This is a genomic window from Staphylococcus petrasii, from assembly GCF_002902565.1.
Lineage (GTDB): Bacteria > Bacillota > Bacilli > Staphylococcales > Staphylococcaceae > Staphylococcus > Staphylococcus petrasii.
This window is the reverse complement of record NZ_PPRC01000052.1, coordinates 1-25891: the sequence shown is the minus strand read 5'-3', so window position 1 is coordinate 25891 and position 25891 is coordinate 1. Positions and strand designations below refer to the sequence as shown.

The 25891-nt window shown below is 34.1% G+C and carries 23 protein-coding genes and 1 tRNA gene; 4 read left to right on the top strand and 20 right to left on the bottom strand.

Annotated features, from left to right (window positions below; all coding sequences use genetic code 11):
• Positions 1-143: 143 nt before the first annotated feature.
• From gpmI to CD127_RS08590, 5 genes are all read right to left on the bottom strand, one after another.
• On the bottom strand, positions 144-1661 hold the full coding sequence (gene gpmI, locus CD127_RS08610) for a 2,3-bisphosphoglycerate-independent phosphoglycerate mutase (protein ID WP_103366415.1): 1518 nt from the start codon (positions 1659-1661) through the stop codon (positions 144-146).
• 1 nt (position 1662) lies between these two features.
• Positions 1663-2424 (bottom strand): triose-phosphate isomerase, encoded by a 762-nt coding sequence (tpiA, locus tag CD127_RS08605; RefSeq protein WP_103366414.1) that lies wholly within the window; start codon positions 2422-2424, stop codon positions 1663-1665.
• A 106-nt stretch (positions 2425-2530) separates the two neighbouring features.
• Complete coding sequence (locus tag CD127_RS08600) at positions 2531-3721, bottom strand: phosphoglycerate kinase (protein ID WP_103328118.1); 1191 nt, start codon at positions 3719-3721, stop codon at positions 2531-2533.
• Between the two features lie 163 nt (positions 3722-3884).
• Positions 3885-4892, bottom strand: coding sequence for a type I glyceraldehyde-3-phosphate dehydrogenase (gap, locus tag CD127_RS08595; RefSeq protein WP_103366413.1), 1008 nt, complete (start codon positions 4890-4892; stop codon positions 3885-3887).
• A gap of 48 nt (positions 4893-4940) precedes the next feature.
• On the bottom strand, positions 4941-5957 hold the full coding sequence (locus CD127_RS08590; protein ID WP_103297437.1) for a sugar-binding transcriptional regulator: 1017 nt from the start codon (positions 5955-5957) through the stop codon (positions 4941-4943).
• A 336-nt stretch (positions 5958-6293) separates the two neighbouring features.
• Here CD127_RS08590 and CD127_RS08585 point away from each other — a divergent pair, with 336 nt between their 5' ends.
• Entirely contained in the window at positions 6294-6512 is a 219-nt protein-coding gene (locus CD127_RS08585; protein ID WP_103366412.1) for a hypothetical protein, read from the top strand.
• 97 nt (positions 6513-6609) lie between these two features.
• Here the strand turns inward: CD127_RS08585 and CD127_RS08580 are convergent, their stop codons facing one another.
• The gene (locus CD127_RS08580; RefSeq protein WP_115345443.1) at positions 6610-7386 is read right to left on the bottom strand and encodes a DUF4887 domain-containing protein; all 777 of its coding nucleotides are present in this window, start codon (positions 7384-7386) and stop codon (positions 6610-6612) included.
• 707 nt (positions 7387-8093) lie between these two features.
• Here CD127_RS08580 and CD127_RS08570 point away from each other — a divergent pair.
• Together CD127_RS08570 and CD127_RS12840 are read left to right on the top strand one after the other, a co-directional pair.
• A complete protein-coding gene (locus CD127_RS08570; protein ID WP_103366410.1) occupies positions 8094-8993 on the top strand; it encodes a TIGR01777 family oxidoreductase in 900 nt (299 codons plus the stop codon).
• Positions 8994-9011: 18 nt separating this feature from the next.
• Positions 9012-9200: a hypothetical protein gene (locus tag CD127_RS12840; protein WP_103299169.1), complete on the top strand. Its 189-nt coding sequence runs from the start codon at positions 9012-9014 to the stop codon at positions 9198-9200.
• A gap of 56 nt (positions 9201-9256) precedes the next feature.
• On the opposite strand, the gene clpP is transcribed toward CD127_RS12840, so the two are convergent.
• Positions 9257-9850 (bottom strand): ATP-dependent Clp endopeptidase proteolytic subunit ClpP, encoded by a 594-nt coding sequence (clpP, locus tag CD127_RS08560; protein ID WP_103299170.1) that lies wholly within the window; start codon positions 9848-9850, stop codon positions 9257-9259.
• 168 nt (positions 9851-10018) lie between these two features.
• Here clpP and CD127_RS08555 point away from each other — a divergent pair.
• Positions 10019-10090, top strand: a tRNA-Arg gene (locus tag CD127_RS08555).
• Between the two features lie 277 nt (positions 10091-10367).
• Here the strand turns inward: CD127_RS08555 and whiA are convergent.
• The 13 genes from whiA to CD127_RS08490 form a co-directional block, all read right to left on the bottom strand.
• On the bottom strand, positions 10368-11312 hold the full coding sequence (gene whiA, locus CD127_RS08550; protein WP_103298315.1) for a DNA-binding protein WhiA: 945 nt from the start codon (positions 11310-11312) through the stop codon (positions 10368-10370).
• 141 nt (positions 11313-11453) lie between these two features.
• Entirely contained in the window at positions 11454-12440 is a 987-nt protein-coding gene (locus CD127_RS08545; RefSeq protein ID WP_103366409.1) for a gluconeogenesis factor YvcK family protein, read from the bottom strand.
• The gene (gene rapZ / locus CD127_RS08540) at positions 12437-13363 is read right to left on the bottom strand and encodes an RNase adapter RapZ (protein ID WP_103298317.1); all 927 of its coding nucleotides are present in this window, start codon (positions 13361-13363) and stop codon (positions 12437-12439) included. Before rapZ ends, CD127_RS08545 begins: the two co-directional genes overlap by 4 nt.
• 200 nt (positions 13364-13563) lie before the next feature.
• Positions 13564-14505, bottom strand: coding sequence for a thioredoxin-disulfide reductase (trxB, locus tag CD127_RS08535; protein WP_103298318.1), 942 nt, complete (start codon positions 14503-14505; stop codon positions 13564-13566).
• Between the two features lie 63 nt (positions 14506-14568).
• Positions 14569-16008: a tetratricopeptide repeat protein gene (locus CD127_RS08530; RefSeq protein ID WP_103366408.1), complete on the bottom strand. Its 1440-nt coding sequence runs from the start codon at positions 16006-16008 to the stop codon at positions 14569-14571.
• A gap of 18 nt (positions 16009-16026) precedes the next feature.
• On the bottom strand, positions 16027-16506 hold the full coding sequence (locus CD127_RS08525) for an acyltransferase (RefSeq protein ID WP_103366407.1): 480 nt from the start codon (positions 16504-16506) through the stop codon (positions 16027-16029).
• The gene (gene lgt, locus CD127_RS08520; RefSeq protein ID WP_103366406.1) at positions 16506-17351 is read right to left on the bottom strand and encodes a prolipoprotein diacylglyceryl transferase; all 846 of its coding nucleotides are present in this window, start codon (positions 17349-17351) and stop codon (positions 16506-16508) included. Before lgt ends, CD127_RS08525 begins: the two co-directional genes overlap by 1 nt.
• A 3-nt stretch (positions 17352-17354) precedes the next feature.
• Positions 17355-18290, bottom strand: coding sequence for an HPr(Ser) kinase/phosphatase (hprK, locus tag CD127_RS08515; RefSeq protein ID WP_103298322.1), 936 nt, complete (start codon positions 18288-18290; stop codon positions 17355-17357).
• A gap of 282 nt (positions 18291-18572) precedes the next feature.
• Positions 18573-21407, bottom strand: a complete 2835-nt coding sequence (gene uvrA / locus CD127_RS08510; protein ID WP_103366405.1) for an excinuclease ABC subunit UvrA — start codon at positions 21405-21407, stop codon at positions 18573-18575.
• A 7-nt stretch (positions 21408-21414) separates the two neighbouring features.
• A complete protein-coding gene (uvrB, locus tag CD127_RS08505) occupies positions 21415-23400 on the bottom strand; it encodes an excinuclease ABC subunit UvrB (protein ID WP_103298324.1) in 1986 nt (661 codons plus the stop codon).
• Between the two features lie 292 nt (positions 23401-23692).
• Positions 23693-23920, bottom strand: a complete 228-nt coding sequence (locus tag CD127_RS08500; RefSeq protein ID WP_103298325.1) for a CsbA family protein — start codon at positions 23918-23920, stop codon at positions 23693-23695.
• A 5-nt stretch (positions 23921-23925) separates the two neighbouring features.
• The gene (locus tag CD127_RS08495) at positions 23926-24567 is read right to left on the bottom strand and encodes a YfbR-like 5'-deoxynucleotidase (protein WP_103298326.1); all 642 of its coding nucleotides are present in this window, start codon (positions 24565-24567) and stop codon (positions 23926-23928) included.
• 464 nt (positions 24568-25031) lie between these two features.
• Complete coding sequence (locus tag CD127_RS08490; protein WP_167409909.1) at positions 25032-25850, bottom strand: oxidoreductase; 819 nt, start codon at positions 25848-25850, stop codon at positions 25032-25034.
• Between the last annotated feature and the right edge of the window lie 41 nt (positions 25851-25891).

Here is a 25891-nt window from a genome sequence, read left to right as displayed (position 1 = left end):
TTTTAATTTAGATTCTATAATTATTATAGCTTGATTTTGAAATTTAATAAAATATTTGTACTATTTTAAGAACAGCTCAATATAGGTATGTTGTGCTTCACTACCTATATTGAAAAAGTCCTCATTCACTATTATTAGTGAGATTAGTGTTTAATTAATGACTCTCCAGTCATGTCTGAAGGTTGCTCAACATTTAATAAGTCAAGTAATGTTGGCGCTAAGTCACCTAGACGACCAGTTTCACGTAATGTAACGCCTTCTTTAGTTACAATTACTGGAACTGGGTTTGTAGTATGAGTAGTCATTGGTTGATCATCATCAGTTAACACTTGGTCAGAGTTACCATGGTCAGCTGTGATAATTGCATAGCCATCCATGTCTAAGATTTTGTCAACGACTTCACCTAAACATTCGTCTACCGCTTCAATGGCTTTAATTGTTGGTTCTAACATACCACTATGACCAACCATGTCAGGGTTAGCAAAGTTTAAGATAATTAAATCTAAGTCACCTTTATCTAACTCTTCAAGTAATGCATCTTTAACTTCATATGCACTCATTTCTGGTTTTAAGTCATATGTTGCTACTTTTGGTGAATCGATTAAACGACGACGTTCACCTTCGAACTCTTCATTACGTCCACCACTCATGAAGTAAGTAACATGAGGATATTTTTCAGTTTCTGCGATACGTAATTGAGTTAAGTTGTTATTTTGAGCAACTTCACCAATTGTGTTAGTTAAGTACACTTTTTCAAAGACAACTTCTGCATCCACATTATCATTGTATTTAGTGAATGTAGCATAGAATAAGTCTTTCACTTGTTCTACTTTAAAGCCATCAAATGCTTTATTAGTAAATACTTCTGATAATTGTGCCGCTCTGTCAGGACGGAAGTTAAAGAAGATAACTGCATCTCCTTCATTTACGCCATTATTTTGGCCTTCAACGATAAATGGTTCAACAAATTCGTCTGTTAAATCATTAGCGTAGTTTGCTTCCACACCTTCTTTAGCTGAAGCGTAAGTTGGTCCTTCGAAATTACGAATAGCGTTGTATGCTTTTTCTTCGCGGTCCCAACGTTTGTCACGGTCCATTGCATAATAACGACCTGAGATTGAAGCGAATTGACCTAAGCCTAATTCTTTGAATTTAGCTTCAGTTTCTTCGATATATTTAAGTGCTGATTTTTGATCTACGTCACGACCATCTAAGAATGCATGTACGTAAACTTTGTCTAAACCTTTTTGTTTAGCAAGTTCTAATAATGCAAATAAATGTTTGTAGTGACTGTGCACACCGCCGTCTGATAATAAACCAAACACATGTAATGCAGAATCATGGTCTTTAACATGTTGTGCAGCTTTGCTTAATACTTCATTTTCATAAAACTCGCCATCTTCAATAGATTTGTTAATACGAGTTAAACTTTGATAAACAATACGTCCTGCACCAATGTTCATGTGACCAACTTCAGAGTTACCCATTTGGCCTTCAGGTAGACCTACGTCTAAACCACTTGCTTCAATTTGAGTTGTTGGGTATTTGCTGTAATAGCGATCAAAGTTAGGTTTATGCGCTTGTTTTACAGCGTTACCATGCTCACTTTCTCGGTTAGCAAAACCATCTAAAATGATTAATGCTGTTGGTTGTTTAGCCATATTATTTAGCACCTTCTAACAATTGTACAAAATCTTCAACTTTTAATGATGCGCCACCAACTAATGCACCATCAATATCAGATTGAGCCATGTATTCTTTAACGTTGTTAGGTTTCACACTACCACCGTATTGAATACGTGTTGCATCTGCAACGTCTTGGCTTGCAACTTCTGCAACTGTTTTACGTACTTGTGCACACATTTCGTTAGCATCTTCAGATGTAGCAGATTTACCAGTACCGATAGCCCAGATTGGTTCATAAGCGATAATAACTTCTTTAAGTTGATCATCAGATAAACCTTCTACAGCTTTTTTAACTTGGTTGCTAACAACGTCATTTGCTTTACCGTTTTCACGTTCTTCATCAGTTTCACCAACACAAATAATTGGTGTCATACCGTGATTGAAAACAGCGTGTGCTTTTTTGTTAACATCTTCATCAGTTTCGTGGAATAATTCACGACGTTCTGAGTGTCCAATGACAACATATTTAACACCTAAGTCAGCTAATGCTACTGGAGAAGTTTCTCCTGTGAATGCACCATTATCTTCAAAATAAGTGTTTTGAGCACCAATTTTTAATCCTTTTGCTTTACCATCGTTCACTAGAGAAATTAATGCATCTAATTGAATTGTTGGTGCGCAAATTACTGATTCAACTTCTTTTTCATCAGGTAATGCAGGTAGATTATTTACAAAGTCTTTAGCTTCTTGAACTGTTTTATTCATTTTCCAGTTACCAGCTATGATTGGTTTTCTCATTGATTACACTCCTATATATTAATTGTTTTTTGAATGTTTATTTTAGCTATAATATTTTTTCCCTTGAAAATGAATACAAAAACGTAATTCATTTTCAAAGATTTAATTATTTATCATTAATTGCTTTAATACCTGGTAATTCTTTACCTTCAAGGTATTCTAATGACGCACCGCCACCAGTAGAGATGTGAGTAAAGTCATCTTCAAAGCCTAATGAAATTGCAGCAGCAGCTGAGTCACCGCCACCAATAATAGTAGTAGCGTCTTTTAAGTTAGCGATAGCTTTACATACGCCGATTGTACCTTGAGCGAAGTTACTGAATTCGAATACACCCATTGGTCCATTCCATACTACTGTGTGAGCGCCTTCTAATTCTTTAGCGAATAATTCAACTGTTTTAGGACCAATATCCATTGCTTCTTGGTCTGCAGGAATTTCATCACTTGATACTTCAGTAATCTTAGCGTCATTAGAGAATTCTTTAGCTACTTTAGCATCTACAGGTAATACGATTTGATCGCCGTTATTTTCTAATAACTCTTTAGCGAAATCAATTTTATCTTCTTCTAATAAAGATAAACCGATTTCTTTACCTTGAGCTTTTAAGAAAGTATACGCCATACCGCCACCGATAAGGATTTTATCAGCGATATTTACTAAGTTTTTAATTACGCCGATTTTATCAGAAACTTTAGCGCCACCTAAAATAGCAACTACAGGTTTATGTGGGTCATTAACTACGCCACCAATAAATTTAATTTCTTTTTCCATTAAGTATCCAGCAGCAGTTTCTAAATGCGTAGAAATACCTACGTTTGATGCGTGTTCACGGTGAGCTGTACCGAATGCATCATTTACAAATACATCACCTAATGAAGCCCAATATTTACCTAATTCAGGGTCATTTTTAGATTCTTTTTTGCCATCTAAATCTTCGAAACGAGTATTTTCAACTAATAATACATCGCCTTCATTTAAATTTTTAATAGCAGATTCTAATTTTTCACCACGAGTTTCAGGTACGAAAGTGACTTCTTTACCTAATTTTTCAGATAAAGCATCTGCAACAGGTTTTAAAGTTAAACCTTCTTTATCACTTTCTTCTTTTACTTTTCCTAAGTGAGAAAATAATACTAATTTGCCACCTTGTTCAATGATGTACTTAATTGTAGGTAATGCTTGAACAATACGGTTATCGTTAGTGATTTTACCGTCTTTTAAAGGTACATTAAAATCAGCACGTTCAAGAACAACTTTTCCTTTTAAATCTAAATCAGAAACAATTTTTTTTGCCATTATAATTTCCTCCTCTAATAGGAATTATTGATATAAAAATAAGCGGAGAAGCGTTAGTGCTCCCCGCTTACTCATAAGCTAACTTATTTCTATAATTTGTACAAGTGTATTGTTAAAAAGACAGTTGTACTGAGCACAAGTTTCATTTAACTAGGCTTCTAAATTATTTAGATAATTCTGCTAAATATTCTAAAGTACGTACTAATTGAGCAGTGTAAGACATTTCGTTGTCATACCAAGCTGCAACTTTAACTAATTGACGGTCACCAACTGACATTACACGAGTTTGTGTAGCATCGAATAATGAACCGTAAGTCATACCAACTACGTCTGAAGAAACGATTTCGTCTTCAGTGTAACCGAATGATTCGTTTGAAGCGTTTTTCATTGCATTGTTAACGTCTTCAACTGTAACGTCTTTTTCTAATACAACTGTTACTTCAGTTAATGAACCAGTTGCTACAGGTACACGTTGTGCACCACCGTCTAATTTACCATCGATTTCAGGAATTACTTTACCGATAGCTTTAGCTGCACCTGTTGAGTTAGGTACGATGTTTTGAGCTGCTGCACGAGCACGACGTTTGTCACCTTTTTTGTGAGGACCGTCTTGAGTCATTTGGTCACCAGTGTAAGCGTGGATAGTTGTCATTAAACCTTCAACGATACCGAATTCATCGCTTAATACTTTAGCAACTGGTGCTAATGAGTTAGTAGTACATGAAGCACCTGATACTACTGTTTCAGAACCATCTAAGTCTTTGTGGTTAGTGTTGAATACGATTGTTTTAACGTCACCTTTAGCTGGTGCAGAAATTAATACTTTTTTAGCTCCTGCATTGATGTGAGCTTCTGCTTTTTCTTTATCAGTATAGAAACCAGTACATTCTAATACTACGTCGATATCTAAATCGCCCCAAGGTAATTTGCTTGCATCTGGTTCTTCGTAAGATTTAACTTCTTTACCATTTACACGGAAACCACCATCGATAACTTCAACTTCACTAGTGAAGCGACCTTGCATAGTGTCATATTTTAATAAATGAGCTAACATTTCGTCATCAGTTAAGTCGTTTACTGCTACTACTTCAATTCCTTCTACATCTTGAATTCTTCTGAATGCTAAACGACCAATTCTACCAAAACCATTAATTGCTACTTTTACTGCCATTATAATGGCCTCCTTTAAAATGATATTTAAAAAGTTATTAACTTTTTATTACTTATTTAATATTACTTTTGCTGCTGCTTCATCAGTAATCAATACTGTGTTTTTAGGAGCAATACTTAGGTAAGCTTTAATTGCTTCGCCTTTGGATTTACCCCCAGCAACAGCGAATATAAATTCTTTCGTTTCTAAATCCTCAAGTTGTAAACCGATTGTTTTAACTTTATAAACAACCTTACCTTGAGCGTCAAAATAGTAACCGAAAGCTTCAGCAACGGCTTGGTGATGTTGAAGGCTTTCAATCACCTCATCAGACGATTGTCTACGATGCGCCATCTTCAGCGCATCACCAATACCGTGAATTGTTATATTTGCTTGCTTGATTTTATCTAATGTATGTACGACAGAAGGTTCCATCAATAATGTGTTATAAGTTGATTCACTCACATTATCAGGTACATACAGTGTCGTGTAATAACCACCAGTTTGTTGAGCCATACTTGCTGAAATTGTGTTGGCTTGATAAATAACATTCTCACCAAGACCACCTCGAGCTGGGACAAAGAACACATTGAATGGTAATAAGTGCATCGCTCGACTTACATTAGCCATTGTAGATCCGCCTGTTACTGATACAATTGCATCTTCATACAATATACTTTCCAATAACTGACCAGCTTGTCGGCCCATTTCAGCTTTTACATTCTCGTGATTATCAGCATCTCCAGGTACGACATGAACTTCTTTGATGTTGTATGTCGTTTTAATTTGTGAAGCGAGTTGATTATCATCACTATATACATTGAAGTAATCATTGAGTTGGTTTAAGACTTCAGTGCCTTCGTCTGTAATCTCCATACCTGTTGATTTAACTTGAATAAGATCTTGCTTTTTTAACATATCTGTTTCAGATCTTAAAACACGCTCTGTAATATCCATATGCTCACTTAAACTTCGTCTACCTACTGGCTGATTATTTGAGATAGTAGTTAAGATAGAAAAGCGTCGATACATTTTATCTATTAAATCAGGTATCAGCTTTTGTTGAATTTTAATCAAGTCTTTCACTACTACCTTCCTCCTTTATTTATCAAAGGTAACCAATAGCATAAAAAACTGGTTTGACTTTTTGCGTCCCGCCTGGGACAAAATCTAACCTCTTTACACTTGCAATAGTACTATTGTAGTTATGAAATTGCAAGAGAAAAACTCTAATATTTTAAATTATCTGTAAAATTATTCCGAAAGAGTATAATTGGTACATTTTTTATTCATATTTAGGTGTCAAAATCTTCTTATTTTAAAATATTACCCTTCCTTTTAATTTGTTATGCGAATTGTTTTTATTTTATTTTTGCAATATTTTTAGTTTAAAATAAAGTAAATATATGAGGAGGGCTAAACATGAGTCAAGAAGAACGGGATAAAGTTGAGGTCATTGACCCATCTGATCGTAGATATAAAGATAATAATTATTTTAGAAATGAAAGAGATAATTTTGAAAACTCTTCATCTATCCATTATCGATATGGTTGTGGCTGTCCTTTTGGTTGTCTTTCTTCTATTTTTATTTCTGTAATTCTTTCAATCATATTAACTTTTTTACTTAATTGGATGTTCTAGTTAAAAGTGCATATACATGCTAATTTGTATTAATAGTGAATTCTCATACAAAAACGCCCTCCAACTTTTTACGTTGAAGGGCGTTTCTTTAACACATTTAATCATTATCGTTTCCATTTGATGACTGTGATTGTTGGCTCTGATTTTGAGATTGTGTAGTACTACGTTGTACCGACTGTTGAGTTGATCTTTGTTGAGTAGCTTGTTGTTGCGTTGAAGCTTCTTGTGTATTCGCTTCTTGTGTTCTGTTAGCACTTGGTGTTTGATTTGTTCTAGGAGATGACTGGCTAGTTGCTGCATCATTATTGTTGTTATTATTATTTGAGGCTGAACCAGAATGTGTAGTATTAGATTGAGAAGAGTTATTATCGTTCTCCTCTCGTTCCTGTGTTGGTTGTTCTTGAGTGTCTGTTTGTTTATTTTGTGTAGTGTTCTGAGTTGATTTTTGTTGTTTAGTATTAGTTTCATTCCTTGTTTCTCTCGTACGTGGTATTTGTTGCGTGTTTTGTTGTGAAGATGGTGTAGCTTGTTGTGTTTCTTGCGTTTTAGGTGCTTGTCGTGTTCCTACATTGCCTTGATCAACGACATCTGCATTGTACTGTTCATCGTTTTGTGCTGAATTATCTTCTTTTGATCGAGTTCCTTTTTCACTATCTGACTTATCTTTAGATTTATCTTTTTTGTCACTATCTTTATCTTTTTTATCTTTCTTATCATCTTTTTTATCACTATCTTTATGCTTTTCTGTACTTTGATTACTTAAACGTTCATTTCCACGTTTTGAATTGTCTACAAATGAAAAAATAGCAAAACCTAGTCCTATGAGTAAAAGTAAAATGACAATTGTACTGATAATTTTTGAAATACTACTCATTTTTAATTGTCTGCCTCCGTCATCTTAATTTTTATTTTTCCAAGTTATATGATTTTCCACATTTAAACATAGTGGTACATTTCTATGAATGTAGCATATAATTTTACAGCAATTACCTAAAAAAATCACATTGAAAGAATTAGGTTGCAAAATAAATATCATATATAATCTCTTATATATGATAACATCATAAGTACTTACAAACACTAAATTTAAATAAGTTATCTAATTCTAAATTTGAGAGCGTGATAAGGATGCATGAAAACTTTTCAGAAGAAGGCTTTGATAATAGCACTACAAGTAAGACTAAACTTAAATCGATGATGATAAATAATGACCATTATGATGAGGATAAAACATCTTCCTTTGATTTTTTACTATTATCAATTATTTTTATTCTTTTAATCATATTGTTCTTAAAAATTTTTTATTAGTACTATAATAGATATACAATAAACCCATACGATTAACGTATGGGTCATTACTAAAGGGAGTCAAAATTGACCTTCGCTAATTATGGGTATACTAATAGTAATTGAAAGATGTTAATAGTATGCGAAGGTTCTCCTTTATTATATCTTAAATTTTTCAAGAAATAATCAGGTTTACAGCTTAGGAAATGACATATTATTGACTAATCATTGGACATTATTTGAACAAAATAGTGTGTTATTAGAATCAAAAAATTATTTAAACGAGGTGTAAACATGAAACAATATCTTATTACCGGTGGCACAGGAATGGTAGGCAACCACTTAGTTGAAGAAATTAAAAAGCAAGATGCGCATATCACTATTTTAACGCGTAGTGATAAAGAAAGTGATGAGCCTAAAATTTCATATATAAATTGGTCGAAAGATGGCTGGGAAGAACAAGTTCCAGACATTGATGTGGTCATCAACCTTGCAGGTGCATCATTAAACAAACGATGGACTGAGTCATATAAACAGACAATTATGATTAGCCGTATCCAATCCACACAAGCTTTAGTTGATTTATTTAAAAATCGTTCTAAAAAGCCTGAAGTATTATTTAATGCAAGTGCTATGGGCTATTATCCTCCAAGCTTACATCACACATATACTGAGCAATACCATACGCTTCCATTCGATTTCTTATCAGATGTAGTATATCAATGGGAACGTATTGCTAAAAAATTTGAAGAGTTCGGTACTCGTGTTGTGTTAGGTAGATTTAGTATGATTCTATCTGACGAAGGTGGCTCTCTTCCAATGATGAAATTGCCATATAAATTCTATGTAGGCGGTAAATTAGGCTCTGGCCGTCAATGGTATTCTTGGATTCATATTGATGACTTAGTTCGAGCTATTTTATTCACGATCAATGAACCAACTGCTAAAGGACCTTTCAATATGGCAGCACCAATGCCTGAACGTCAAAACTTATTTGGTTATACGCTTGGTCGCGTTATGCATCGACCACATGAAACATGGGTTCCAGCCTTAGCCATGAGAGCAGCTTTAGGACAAATGTCTACAGTTGTATTAGACACGCAAAAAGTCCTACCAAATAAACTTGATGCGTTAGATTTTGATTTTAAATATCCTAATCTGAAGGTAGCTCTTGAAGATTTAATTGGCAAGTAAACATAGGAGTTTGATACCATGAATGACAACAAGTTAACCTATATTTTGCTTATTATTGCAAGCATATTTCTTATTTTGAATGGTATATTTGCTTTTGAAAATAATATAGCGATTATCATAATGTCTATATTTTTCTTAATCATAGGTATACTTTTACTAGTTGTATCAGTTAGATTATTTTTAAAAGCGTCAAAAAATTCTAGATAAGCATAAAAAAAGAGGGAGCGCCAGTTACGGCGTTCCCTCTTAAATATTAATTCAACTTATTTATTTTGATCTTCAGGTTGCATTACACCATCAATTAAACCATATTCTTTAGCTTCATCAGCTGTTAAGAAGTTATCACGATCAGTATCTTTTTGGATTTTTTCAATACTTTGACCAGTACGTTCAGCTAAAATTCTGTTTAATTTTTCACGAGTTTTTAAGATATGGTTAGCAGCGATTTCGATTTCAGTTGCTTGACCTTGAGCACCACCTAATGGTTGGTGAATCATTACTTCAGCGTTAGGTAATGCGAAACGTTTACCTTTTGCACCAGCAGCTAATAAGAATGAACCCATTGAAGCAGCCATACCAATACAAATTGTTTGTACATCTGGTTTGATGTGTTGGATAGTATCATAAATCGCAAATCCAGCAGTCACGCTACCGCCTGGAGAGTTAATATATAGATAAATATCTTTTTCAGAGTCTTGAGCTTGTAAGAATAATAATTGTGATACAATTGAGTTTGCTACGTTATCATCAATTGCTGAACCTAACATGATGATACGGTCTTTTAATAAACGTGAATAAATATCGTAAGCACGTTCGCCACGATTTGTTGTTTCAATAACTGTAGGAATTAAATTCATTTATATTTCCTCCTTGTAATTAACTGTTGTACTCATTTTACAACAAAAGTCAAATATGGTCAAAAATTAACTATTGACGCATTTTTTTAATTTTTTGTACTATAAACATACATACAGATTGTACTTTTAAAATCACAAATAGTACAGAAATTCGGCTTTTAATATTCTCTCCCCGTAGTGTAATGGATAGCACATAAGATTCCGGTTCTTATAATAAAGGTTCGATTCCTTTCGGGGGGGCTAATATAGTATATTCCACAATTTTTTATAATTTAAATGCATTTATATAAATATTTTGATGTAGTACGTTATCTTTGATTATATTTTTAAACCATTTTCCCTACTTAAAAAAAGCATGATTTCGAAATCCCCTTATGGTGTGATTTCTACTCTCATGGACAAATCCAACAGATTATTTATGAATAAATTTTGCTACCTAAAGTTTACAAATACTGCAACATTATCCTATATAAAAAAGGTATTTTTGAGTAATCTTCAAAAATACCTTGTTTCACATTTATAATTCTATTTTCTCGCCGCTACGTATTTTATCAGCTAGTTCGTTTAATTTTCTCAAGCGATGGTTGACGCCTGATTTCGAAATAGGTCCTGTTGAGACCATTTCCCCTAGTTCTTTTAATGAAATTTCTTGATGTTCTACACGTAATTTAGCAATTTCTCTTAAGCGATCTGGAAGGTTTTCAATGCCAATTTCTTCATCGATAAGTTGGATGCTTTGTACTTGTTTCATCGCTGCACTTACCGTTTTATTTAAATTAGCGGTTTCACAGTTTACTAAGCGATTTACTGAGTTTCTCATATCTCTAACTATGCGCACATCTTCAAATTTTAATAGTGCTTGATAGCCCCCTATTAAGCTAAGAAATTCAGAGATTTTTTCCGCTTCTTTTAAGTAAGCTATACTTCCCTTTTTACGTTCTAAGTGTTTAGCATTTAAACCATAACTGTTCATTAGCTTGGTTAACCCTTCGGAATGGTTCTCATATTGGGAAAATATTTCTAGATGATACGAAGAAGTTTCTGGATTATTTACAGAGCCACCTGCTAAAAACGCGCCACGTAAATAACTTCTACGCATTTCATCATCTTTAATCATACTTGCGTCAATATCATGTACAAAGATACCATTTTTTAATATTCCAAGTTCATCAAGAATTTCTCTAGCTCTTACTTTAGTACGACAAATATAAATATTATTTTTCTTTAATTTCATCTTCTTACGTACTAATATTTCAATTTCAACATTAAATATTCGTTTAATTAATGAGTAAATACGACGTGCGGTTGTCGCATTTTCAGTTTGAACATTAATTACAAATTGTTGATTAGATAGACTGAGGGCACCGTTCATACGGATTAATGCGCTAAGTTCCGCTTTAGCGTTGCTTTCATCTACTTCTATACGTGTTAGTTCATTTTTCATATCTGATGCAAAACTCATCGCCTAGTTTACCTTCCTTTCTAATCAATATCATAAATATATGTAATTAACATTCCAAAATTCATTAAGTTATCGTAATTAATTATTTATAAACACATGCTCTCTATTGTATCATAATTTTCAAAGTGTAAAAACGGTATACTATTTCTTAGGTTTAAATTGAATTGTACTTGTTAATTCAAGTGCTAAGTCATAGATTAATTTAGCGAGTACTTTAGTATTATGACGCACCAAATTCTGATCATACACCTCTACTAAGTTAGACGAGGTAATAATCTTAATATTATTCTTAGTTAAATCATCCTCGTTCATAGCTACTGGTTGGGCATGACGATTTTTATAATGTTTTAAAATTTGTTCATCATATTTCTCATCGCTACAAATCACATAATCAATGAACTGCCTACCAGCATGATCGTGAATAGCGTTGATATGATCTAAAACATCATAATTATTAGTTTCTCCCGGTTGTGTCATGATATTAGCAATATAGAGTTTAGGCGCTTTCGAACTCAAAATAGCGTCTGACATCCCTTTAACACATAAGTTAGAGATGACACTAGTGTAGAGAGAGCCTGGCCCTAGCACAATTAAATCCGCTTCAGCAAGAGCGTCTATTGCTTCTTCCATAGGTTCAACGTTTGGCGGTTCTAAGTATACACGCTCAATTTTTTTATTTTTTTGAGGAATTTTAGATTCCCCTTTTACGATTTCTCCATCTTCTAAAACGGCATTTAACATGACATTAGTATTTGTAGATGGAATAACCTTCCCTTTAATATTTAAGATTTTACTTAATTCTTTTACCGCATGACCAAAGTCATTTTTAATATTAGTGAGTGCAGCTAATAAAAGGTTCCCAAGTGAATGCCCCTCAATTTGATGTTCTTCAAAGCGATATTGGAATAGTTCTTCTAATATAGGTTCTGCATCACTAAGTGCTGCAATTACATTGCGAATATCTCCTGGCGCAGGGATATCCATTTCATTACGAATCTTCCCCGTGCTCCCCCCATCATCGGCTACCGTAACAATAGCTGTGATATCAATGGGATATTCTCTTAATCCTCTAGCTAATACTGATAGGCCTGTCCCCCCACCTATAAGTACGACTTTTAACTGTTTCATTTTTTCACGCCACTTTCAATATGTGCATCTCTGTGATGAACATAAACATTATAATCAAAGATTTCGTCAAGTTCTTGACCAATACGCTTAGCTAGCGCTACTGAACGATGTTGTCCGCCTGTACAACCTATCGCAATGACTAACTGAGCTTTTCCTTCTTTTTTATACCCTGGAATCATGAATTTTAGTAAGTCCATTAGCTTTTCAAAAAAGATTTCTGTCTCTTTCCACTTCATAACATAATTGTAAACAGCTTCGTCTTCCCCTGTCATCGGTCTCAAGTCTTCTACATAATATGGGTTAGGTAAAAATCGCACATCAAATACTAAGTCAGCATCCATTTGAATACCATGTTTAAAACCAAAGCTTGTCACATTGATACTAAATGACTTAAAGTTTTCATCCTTAAATTTCTTTTTAACTCTCTCTTTTAATTCTTTAACTGATAAGTTGGTTGTATCTACAATGTAATTTGCAAAAGTACGAATTCTAGAAAGCAGTTGTCTTTCTTCAAGAATAGAATCGATGAGTGACATTTGTCCATTTTCATTTAATGGGTGGGCACGACGAGATTCTTTATATCTAGAAATGAGTTTTTCAGTATCCGCTTCTAAAAACATTACATCAACGATGACGTCGTTGCGACTTTTAATTGCATCAATTTCTTCTACTAATGACGTAAATAATTCTTTACCACGTAAATCAATGGCTATCGCTACTTTTTGTAATGATGGATTCCCTTGTTCCATTAATTCTACAAATTTTGGCAATAAAATAGGTGGTAAATTGTCTACACAGAAGAACCCTATATCTTCTAAACATTGAATGACTACAGATTTACCTGCGCCTGATAATCCGGTTACTACTAATAATTCACTTTTGCTAATTTTTTCACTTGTTTCATTGTCTGTTTGATTTATCATTATGAACACCGCTCAGTTAGTCTATATTTATGTCTAATATGTATGCATAAGTATCTATTTACTTTCATAATATCATATGTTTAAGGGAACGTAACTAACGAGATAGTTTTGTTTTTGGGGTTTCATTTTCAAATAAAAAAGCTAGAAGAATGCCATTAATGAATAGTTCATTGAGACATTATTCTAGCTTGAATCTATGCTTACGCTTCTGCTTTATCTTTTAATTCTTCAATGTAGTCGATTGCACTTTGAGCTGCAATACTACCATCGCCTGTCGCAGTTACAATTTGACGTAGACCTTTGTCTCTAACGTCTCCAGCTGCAAAAATACCAGGAACAGATGTTGTCATATCATCTTTAGTAACGATATAACCCATGTCATTTGTGATACCTAAGTTATTGAATGGTGCAGTTAATGGTTTCATTCCGATATAGATAAATACACCGTCAGCATCTAATGTTTGTTCTGAGGCATCTTTAGTAGATACTAGTGTAACAGAACCTACTTTACCATCTTTTTCGTTAATTGATTTTAATGTATGGCTCCAAATGAAGTCGATTTTATCATTTTTGAATGCGCGATCTTGTAATATTTTTTGAGCTCTTAATTCGTCTCTACGGTGTACAATTGTAACTTTATCTGCGAATTTAGTTAAGAACGCACCTTCTTCAACTGCAGAGTCACCGCCACCGATTACGAATAAGTTTTTGTTTTTAAAGAATGCGCCATCACATACTGCACAGTAACTTACGCCACGGCCGCCTAGCTCTTGTTCACCAGGTACGCCAATTTTTTTATATTCTGCACCAGTTGAAATAATAACGGCATGAGCTGTGATTTCTTTGTTACCTAAATTAATGACTTTGTAGTCACCTTTATCTTCAATAGATTTAATATCGCCGTATTGGTATTCAGCACCAAATTTTTTCGCATGTTCGAACATTTTAGTTGATAAATCTGGTCCAGTAATCATTTCAAATCCTGGGAAGTTTTCTACTTCTTCTGTGTTAGCCATTTGGCCACCTGGCATTCCTCTTTCAATCATAACAGTGCTTAAGTTTGCACGTGATGCATAAACAGCTGCAGTCATACCAGCGGGTCCAGCACCGATAATCGCAACATCATAGTTTACTTCAGTCATTTTTATGCCTCCTACGTTTTTATTATCATGCGCATTATATATTATAATAGTCATTTCTTAAATTTATATGCTCAATAACTGATTAATCGCGCTATCTAACTTGTATTTTGAAGTGTTAAATAATTCTATTATTTCTTTTTTAGTCATATGGGTGTCATAGTATCGATGATAAAGGTAGACATGCGCTGCCACGTATCTATCTACGTCACTTAAATCTACTTCATTCGCAATTAATCCTTCGCCTTTATCAATCCAGCTTATAAATAGCTCTGTGTCTTGGCGTAACTCTTTATTATTGTAAAGTTTGAGTAACCCACGGTGAATAAAATCTAATTTATTCAAATGAAGTCCTTGTACTAAATAAGTTAAGTACAGTTTTTCATAATCATTCATTGTTTCTAAGACTGACCAAATTTCTTCAGTCATAAGAATTTCCTTACCATTTAACTGATTTAATAAGAAGACACCATATAATCTATAATGGCTATTATCGTCCATTAATAGTGGCTCAATTTTTTGATCAAATATTTGTTTACTTTCTTCTATTACCCATGGTGCGTAACCTACGTCTACTTTAGAAATCTGTAATAACTTGTCCCAGAATAATTCACTTTGTTCTTTATTTCCAAGGTAATAATAGTTAAAGCTTAAAGCATTAAACATTTGAATTGAAGCGAACTTACCCTTTTTATACAGTGGTAATAAGAGTTGTTGTGACGCTTCATATTGTTTTAAATAACTTAAGACGATGCCTAATTTAAAACTTTCATCATCGTTCATTGGGACAACTTTGCTTAAAATCTTGAGATACTTTTGGTATTTCTCAGTTTCATTAGTGTTATAAAGTAACAACGTATAGTGACATAAGGCGTGTACATCTGAATTATCTTCACTTAATAATGTTTCAAATAATTCTTTTGCCGTTTCGTATTCACTTAAGTACAAATAGCACATCGCTAATAAATTACGCACGACACGATGTTCTTGAATCCCTTTATCTTGTTGCAAAATGTATGCGCGTGCTTCTTCTAAGCGCCCTTGTGAAAATAAATATTGGAATAACAATTGTGTCGCAAATAACTGTGCTTCTAATTCTATTTTTTCTTCACTAATATAAGAGACTTCGAATGTTTTTTCTAATTCTGCTCTATAATCTTTATCTTCAGTCAAAATCACATAATTAATACCAAACAAGAAGGCCTTGTTTGGCTCATTAAGTTCAATGTTTAATTCACTTAATTGATAATAACTTTCTTCTACATGATCTCTTTTAATAATATTCTCGTAAAAAAGCTTTTCAGCTTGTCTACCTAAATTCAATTTAGTAAGACAATGCGTATAGTTTAATTGAATATCAAAATCATCTGGTGACAAATCAAGCACTTTTTTATAGTACTCCGCTGCTTTTTTATAGTCTTGTTGCTTAAATTTTTGATCTGCCATTTTACGATAGAAGTCTTCATCAAATACCATTGATATTACGTTATTGTTCTTTTGTGCCATACTTTGTCACCTCTCTTTCTATTTATATTGTATGTGCATTGGATTTCCATATGCAATCGCGTTATCTGGAATGTCTTTAGACACGATAGTGCCGGCTTTCACTATTACATTATGTCCGATATTAATACCAGGCAAAATAGTAGTATTAGCGCCTATTAAAGTGTTATGCCCAATCGTTACTGGCCCATAACGATATTCTTCTACTAATACTTCATGCGTTAATATTGTAGTATTATAACCAATTACACAATTATTGCCAATCGATATTAATTGAGGGTGAAAAATATCCATCATTACTTTGTAGGCAATTGCGGTCTGTTTGCCGATCTTCATTTTCAAAAAATGAATATACATCCATCGTTTCAACTTTAAGTTGGGTATGTAGCGACATAACTCAATGATTAACGTGTTTCTAAAGGTCTTTGGAAAACTGACAAAGCGGTAAATACGCCATAATGGATTTACCGCCTGTCTTGTTATCTTGGTTAAACGTCGCATTATTTCGCCTTCGCCTTATTATTAGGCCAACTTAATGGTCCTGCTTCTTTATAAATTGGAGGGTTATATTTCAAACGTCTATAAACGATTAAGATAAGTCCTACAATGATTAAGATAACAGATACTAATTGAGCGACACGTATATGACTCGTTAACATTAAACTGTCTGTTCTTAAGCCTTCTACAAAGAAACGGCCAATTGAATACCAAATTAAATAAAGCGCGAATGTTTCCCCTACGCGAAGATGCTTTCTAATTGTCATTAAAATAATAAATCCGAGGACATCCCAGATAGATTCATATAAGAATGTTGGATGATAATAAACACCTTCAATATACATATTTCGAATAATAAATTCAGGTATATGTAAATGTTCTAAAAATGTTCTAGAAACAGGTCCACCATGCGCTTCATGGTTCATGAAATTACCCCAACGTCCGATGCCTTGCGCTAAGATAATACTTGGTGCTACGATATCTCCAATTTGAAAGGGATTTAAATTCTTTATCTTACATACAATTATTCCGGTAATAAATCCACCTATTAAACCACCATGTATCGCAATACCACCGTGCCAAATCTTAGGTATTTCTGCAGGATTCTCCATATAATAAGGCCATTGGAAAATCACAAAATAAATACGTGCAACTAAAAAGCCAAAGATAGCACTATAGAAAATGACATCGACTAATGTATCTTTATGTAAACCAACATGTTTCAAACTTTCTTGGGCGATAAAATAGCCGATAAGAATACCTACGGCGATAATTATCCCATACCATTTAATAGATAAAGGTCCTAAGTTAAAAGCAGTTGGATCAATATAATTCAAATTAAACATCATGTCTTACTTCTCCTTGCTTTGATTACCTTTTCTTAAAATTTCTTCATTTAAGCGTTGGTTGAATTCTTCCGCAGTATTGATACCCATAATATTTAAGCGGTAGTTCATAGCTGCCACTTCTATGATTACGGCTACGTTTCTGCCCGGACGTACTGGCACGGTTTTTTTAGTAATTTCCGTATCAAGAATTTTTAATGTTTCTTCGTTTAGACCAACGCGATCGTATAATTTATCTTTGTTCCAATTTTCCAAATTAATATTTAAGCGAATTTGCTTTTCCGTCAAAATAGATCCTGCGCCAAACAATGTCATAACGTTGATAATACCTAGGCCTCGAATTTCAAGCAAATGTTCAATTAGTTTCGGTGGTGTACCGATTAGTTCACCTTTAGTAATTTGGCGAATTTCAACATTATCATCGGCTACTAAGCGGTGTCCACGTTTCACTAACTCTAACGCTGTTTCACTTTTACCGATACCAGAATCTCCAGTGATTAACACACCTACACCATATACATCGACTAATACCCCGTGCAATGATGTGCTTTGTGCTAGCTCATGTTCAAGGAACGTAGTTAAACGACTCATCAAACTTGTTGTGGCATCTTTAGAAACAATTAACGGGGTATCCATTTCTTGGGATGCTTCGATTAATTCTTGAGGCGGCTCTAATCCTCTTGTCACAATGATAGCCGGTGTTTCTGGACGGCATAATTTGCGCATACGTCCTTGTCGTTCTTCATCTGGCAATAAATTATAGAAAGATAATTCAGTTGTTCCTAATAATTGGATTCTATCTGCCGCATAGTGAGAAAAATATCCAGCCATTTCCAATCCAGGACGTGATATATCTGTATTTTTAATGTGTTTATGTAATCCTTTTTCCCCAGTAAACAGTTCTAAATTTAATATTTTGACTAATTTCTCTGTCGTTAACATGAGTTCACCTCAAAATTTTCACTTGAATTCATTCATCTACTATCATATCAAAAATGAAGTCACTATTTATATAAAAATGTCGCTTTAGAGATGAATTTGTTTGTCCAAGTTCTAAACAAATAAAAAGTCTTCCCTATTTTAAAGTTTAGAAGCGCTATTATAGCATCGAAGAAACTAATATCACCTATCATTTCTTCTCTTTACTTCCATCATTTTATATAGGAAAGACCACTAATATATATTTATTTTTTACTCCAGCACTTGAAGAGCGCTATAGCAAATTTATTCAACTGAATCGCGTTCAAGCACGGGTTTCAAATATTTGCCAGTGTAAGACGCTTCAACTTCAGCAATTTCTTCAGGTGTACCGGTAGCTACAATGGTACCGCCACCTTCACCGCCTTCAGGACCTAAATCAATAATATGATCTGCTGTTTTAATCACATCTAAGTTATGTTCAATGATGACTACTGTGTCACCATTTTCAACAAGTCGATTTAACACTTTCAATAATCTGCTAATATCATCTACGTGTAAACCAGTTGTTGGTTCATCTAAGATATAAATTGAACGGCCAGTAGAACGTTTATGCAATTCTGATGCTAATTTCACACGTTGTGCTTCCCCACCAGAAAGGGTAGTAGCTTGTTGCCCTAATGTGATGTAGCCTAAACCTACATCAACGAGTGTTTGTAATTTGCGATGTATTTTAGGAATATTTTCAAAGAAATAAGTCACTTCTTCTACTGTCATTTCTAATACATCTGCAATATTTTTACCTTTATATGTGACTTCTAGAGTTTCACGATTATAGCGTTTGCCATCACACACTTCGCAAGGCACGTACACATCTGGTAAGAAGTGCATTTCAATTTTGATAATACCGTCACCTTTACAAGCTTCACAACGGCCGCCTTTCACGTTGAAACTGAAACGACCTTTTTGGTAGCCACGAATTTTAGCTTCGTTTGTTTGCGCAAAGACATCGCGAATATCATCAAATACGCCAGTATAAGTCGCTGGGTTTGAACGAGGTGTTCTACCAATTGGAGATTGGTCAATGTCGATAATTTTATCTAATTGATCAATGCCTTCAATTGCATCGTGTTCGCCAGGTCTTACTTTAGATTTATTAATTTTTTGCGCTAAAGATTTATATAGCACTTCATTTACTAATGAACTTTTACCTGAGCCAGAAACACCTGTCACTACAGTCATCACAGATAAAGGAACATCTACGTCTACACCTTTTAAGTTGTTGCTGCGTGCACCTTTAATACTAATTTTTCTATCAGTAACTTCGCGACGATGTTCAGGTACATCGATACGTTTTTTACCACTTAAATATTGGCCAGTTAATGATTTCTTATCTTTCATAACTTTGGCTGGCGTACCACTTGAGACAATCTCACCACCGTGATTACCTGCGCCTGGACCAACATCTACAAGATAATCCGCTGCTCGCATAGTATCGTCATCATGCTCAACAACAATTAGCGTATTACCTAAATCACGCATTTCTTTTAAAGTACCAATTAGTCGATCATTATCGCGTTGGTGCAAGCCGATAGAAGGTTCGTCTAACACATAAAGTACACCCGTTAATCGTGAACCAATTTGGGTAGCTAGACGAATACGTTGCGCTTCCCCGCCTGATAATGTACCTGATGAACGATTTAATGTTAAATATTCTAAACCAACGTTATTTAAGAATGATAAGCGAGAAATAATTTCTTTTAAAATTTGGTTCGCTATCGCTCTGTCTTGTTCTGATAACTCAATGTTTTCATAGAACTGTAAAGCATTATTAATAGAGTATTCTACAACTTCACCAATGTTATAACCGCCTACGTAAACTGATAAGGCTTCTTTACTTAAACGTTTACCGTGACAAGTCTCACATGGTAATTCTGTCATATATTTACTCATGACTTCACGTGTGTATTCTGAAGGTGATTCGTGATAACGACGATCAATGTTAGGCAATACACCTTCAAATTTCATTTTTCTATGACGTGTGCCACCGTTACGGCTATGGAATGAAAATTCAATTTGTTTGTCGCCAGAACCATTCATAATAATGTCTTTTTGTCTATCCGTTAATTTCTTATACGGTTTATCCATATTAATTTTGTAAACTTCACAAACACGTTTTAATAATGTTGGATAAAAGTCAGAACTTGTTGGTTCCCAAGGTTCAATTGCACCTTCGTTTAAACTTTTATTTTGGTCAGGAACGACTAAGTCGACATCAACTGTTAAACGTTGTCCTAAACCACCACACGTTGGACAAGCACCAAACGGACTATTGAAACTAAACATTCTAGGTTCTAATTCGCCTATTGAAAAGCCACAAATTGGACAAGCATGGTTCTCAGAGAATTTAAGGTCTTCACCGTCAATAACATCTATAGTAATATTGCCTTCCGCTAATTCTAAACCTGTTTCAATAGAATCAGCTAAACGTGCTTCAATACCTGATTTTACAACTAAACGGTCTACGACAACTTCAATTGTGTGATTCTTATTCTTATCTAATTCTGGCACTTCATTCACATCAACGATTTCGCCATCAACACGTAAACGCACATAACCTTTTTTACCAATATCTTCGATTAATTTCTCATGGCTACCTTTTCTATGAGAAATCACTGGCGCTAAAATTTGAATTTTAGTGCGTTCTTCAAGTTCTAAAATGCGGTCGACCATTTGTTGGACAGTTTGTGATTCAATTTCAATATTGTGATAAGGACAGTAAGCTTTACCTACACGCGCATAAAGTAAACGAATATAATCATAAATTTCAGTTACAGTTGCTACAGTTGAACGTGGGTTCTTACTTGTCGTTTTTTGGTCAATCGAAATAGCAGGAGATAAACCTTCGATTGTATCTACGTCTGGTTTATCCATTTGCCCTAAAAATTGGCGTGCATAAGCACTTAAAGATTCTACATATCGACGTTGACCTTCTGCATAAATCGTATCAAAGGCAAGTGATGATTTACCTGAACCAGATAATCCTGTCATAACAATTAATTTATTTTTAGGAAGTTCAATATCAATATTTTTTAAATTATGTGCTCTCGCACCTTTAACTACGATACTTGGTCCCTTCATTTATCTGTCACCCTTCTGCTTTTAATTCAAATAACATATCTCTCAATTCTGTTGCTCTTTCGAAGTCTAAGTCTTTCGCTGCTTTTTTCATTTCTTTTTCTATATTTTCAATTGTTTTTTGACGTTCTTTCTTAGTCATTTTCTTAGGTACTTCTGTTTGTTGTTTTTCATTAGTTTCATCATTTTCCACAGTAGCACTAATAACATCATGAATTTTCTTGTTAATTGTTTTCGGTGTGATGCCATATTTTTCATTATGAGCCATTTGAATTTCACGACGACGCTGTGTTTCATCAATCGCATACTGCATTGAATCCGTCATCTTGTCGGCATACATAATAACTTCACCTTTATCATTACGTGCAGCACGACCGATAGTTTGAATTAATGAACGGTTAGAACGTAAGAAACCTTCTTTATCGGCATCTAAAATAACAACAAGTGATACTTCAGGTATATCGATACCTTCTCTCAGCAAGTTAATACCTACGACAACATCATACGTACCCATACGTAAGTCACGAATGATTTCAATACGCTCTAGCGTTTTAATTTCTGAGTGTAAGTAGTTAACTTTAATACCCGCTTCTTTCATATATGTGGTTAAATCTTCACTCATTTTCTTAGTTAATGTCGTCACTAATACACGTTCATCTCTATCAATTCTTTCTTGAATTTCACCTAATAAATCATCAATTTGATTTTTCGTTGGACGTACATCAATTTTAGGATCTAATAAGCCAGTAGGACGAATAATTTGTTCAACCATCTCATCCGTATGTTCAATTTCATATGGACCCGGTGTGGCTGATACATATACTAATTGTTTTGTTTTTTGTTCAAACTCTTCGAATTTAAGTGGACGGTTATCCATTGCGCTTGGTAAACGGAAACCATGGTCTACTAGCACTTTTTTACGTGCTTGGTCACCATTAAACATTCCTCTAATTTGCGGTAATGTTACGTGTGATTCATCAATCATCACTAACCAGTCATCACCGAAATAATCAAGTAATGTATACGGTGTAGAACCAGGTGGTCGTAATGTTAAATGAACAGAGTAGTTCTCAATGCCTGAACAAAAGCCCATTTCACGCATCATTTCTAAGTCATAGTTTGTACGTTGTTCTAAACGCTGTGCTTCTAATAATTTATTTTCATCTCTTAATTCTTTTAAGCGTTCTTCTAATTCTTTTTCAATACGCTCGATAGCTATTTTCATTTTCTCTTCACGCGTAACGAAGTGAGAGGCTGGGAAAATAGCAAAGTGTTCTCTTTCACGAATCACTTCACCTGTTAGATAGTTGACTTCGCGAATACGATCAATTTCATCGCCAAAGAATTCTACGCGTATACACATTTCTTCACGTGACGCTGGGAAAATTTCAACGACGTCTCCACGTACTCTAAACGTACCACGTTGGAAATCGATGTCATTTCTAGAATATTGTACATCGACTAATTTACGTAGCAATTCACTACGATCCATTTCCATTCCTACACGTACACTCACTACTAAATCCTTATATTCTTCTGGATTACCTAAACCATAAATACAACTTACACTAGCGATAATAATGACATCATCACGTTCAAATAGTGCACTTGTAGCAGAGTGACGTAATTGGTCGATTTCATCATTAATCGATGCATCTTTTTCAATAAAAGTATCCGTAGAAGGCACATAAGCTTCAGGTTGATAATAGTCATAATAACTTACGAAGTACTCCACTCTATTCTCAGGGAAGAATTCTTTAAACTCACTGTATAATTGTCCCGCTAACGTTTTATTGTGGGCAATAATTAAAGTCGGTTTCCCAACTTCTTTAATTACATTACTCATGGTGAACGTTTTACCTGTACCGGTAGCGCCGAGTAATGTTTGATGACGTTTACCTTCTTTAACGCCTTCGACAATCTTTTCAATCGCTTGAGGTTGGTCCCCTTGCGGATCAAACTCAGAATTCAATTTAAATGGATAGTGTTCCACCATTCTTACAAGCGCCTCCTCAATTTATGCTTACTACTGTTATTTCCTATTCTTTGAAAAGTATTCTTACTTAAGCTTATTTTAGCAAAAATATAAAGAAAAATACAAACGTTTGTTCGCTTACGTTTGTATCTTCCTTACTCAATCATTCAAATATATAAAAAGAGATGAGCCTAGAGTCAAAGCATTTTAACCTAGAGGTCCCATCTACCTGTATCCTGTATCAATTTCTTTTAAATGTAAAATTAATATAAAACAACTCATTACTAAATTCAATTTATCTGTTTATGAGGTGTCAATCTTGATGTTTATGAAATTCTAACTTGTCTATTATGACGTACCCAGCTAATAATGACACTACATCTATAAAGATAATCCATTCATTATGGAAAAATCCTTTATAAATTGATGTGGCAATTAAAATAAGTGTTACAAGCACGCCTACCCACTTACTTCTCGTAATCACACTAAATAATACTACTAACACACATGGAAAAAAGGCGGCTAAAGCATACCAAATCATTTCTTTCACCCATTTCTACGATTTAATATGGCCATCGTTGTTTCACGTAATTCAGCTCTTGGAATAAAGTTCTCAGTCAACATTTCAGGTATGACGTTATCGATAAAGTCTTGTACTGAACTTAAATGATCAAACTGAATAATCGTTTCTAAACTATTTTCATAAATTTCAAAGAATAAAGATTCTGGATTACGTTTTTGAATTTCACCAAATGTTTCATAAAGTAAATCAATTTTATCTGCGACTGATAAAATCTGTCCTTCTAAAGAGTCATCTTTACCTTCTTGAAGTCGTTTGCGATAAATATCTTGATACGCTTCTGGAATTTCCTCATTAATAAAGGTGTTCACCATTTCTTCTTCAACTTGTGAGAATAACATCTTCAATTCTGTTCTTGCATATTTAACAGGTGTTTTAATATCTCCAGTAAATACTTCTGCAAAGTCATGGTTTAACGCTTTCTCATACAAACTTTTCCAATCTATTGTATTACCGTGATGCTCTTCAACGGTTGCTAAGTATTGTGCAATTTTAGTGACTTTAAAAGAATGCGCAGCTACATTATGTTCAAAATATTTAAATTTACCTGGTAATCGAATTAATTTCTCTAAATCAGAAAGTCTTTTAAAATATTGATGAACACCCATATCGCGAAACCTCCATGTTTTATTAAATACAGATTATACTTACATTTATTATACCAATCAACATTTCTATTAAAAGTGTCAATTCTTTATACTTGGTAGAATATTAAAATACTATAAAAAATAAGACCCTCAGCATAGTTTAATACTTTTCTTAAATAAACTATCGAGGTGGGAGTGGGACAGAAATTAACATAAATTTCGTCGTATCCCCAGCTTGCTTTGTTTGTAGAATTTCTTAACGAAATTCTCTATGCTGGGGCCCCGATCCCCAACTCACGTTGGCTGTAGACTTTCTTTTCGAAAGTCTCTGTGTTGGGGCCCCGATCCCCGGCAAGGATGACTAGGTTTGAAAAAGCTTGAATTAAGCGCATTTCAAACCAGTCAGCTACTGCCAATATGTTAATTGAGGCTGAGACATTGTATTATTGTCCCAGCCTCTTATAAGAATATTATACTGTAGTGCTTTAAATTGAATTTGAAGATTTCATAATTTTATCGAATACTTTGGTTGGCAGTATAGCATGTAAAAACACAAGTGGCTTAGCTGCAAATCCTATTAGATAGCGCGGTTTCGGTTTATTACTATTAACGGCTTTTGAAATAGCCTTTGTAACTACAATTGGATTTGAAAGCAAATTAGAATTATATTGCTTTTTCATGCTTTGAGCTACCTTCATAGCAGTAGCTTCATAAGCACCACCTTTTGCAGAATCAGCTAATTTATCAGCAGCGATTATTCCCCAATCTGTTTTAATTCCACCCGGTTCAATAATAGATACTTCTATGCCAAACTCTTCTACTTCCATACGTAAAGCATCACTAAAAGCTTCTAGCGCATATTTAGTCGCATGATACCAAGCTCCAAAATATGTTGTAAGACGCCCGCCCATAGATGAAATATTAATAATATGCCCTGATTTTTGTGCTCTCATATGTGGTAAAACTAGTTGTGTGATACGGGCTAAACCAAATATATTTACTTCAAATTGTTGCTTTGCTTCTTCAATTGTGACATCTTCGATTGCACCATATGAACCATAACCAGCATTATTTACTAGTACATCAATTCGACCTTCTTGTGAGATGACAGTATCTATTGCTGTTTTTATTGATGATTCATTTGTTATATCTAATTTTAAAGGTTTTACTTGTTTTATACTTTCAAGATTTTCTATTCTACGACCAGCACCATAAACAATATTCCCTTGTGCTGCTAAATATTCAGCTGTTTTATAACCAATACCACTAGTTGCACCTGTTATCAAAATGACTTTCCCCATCATTAATTCCACCTTTTCTTTCTATTTGAAATCACTATTATAAG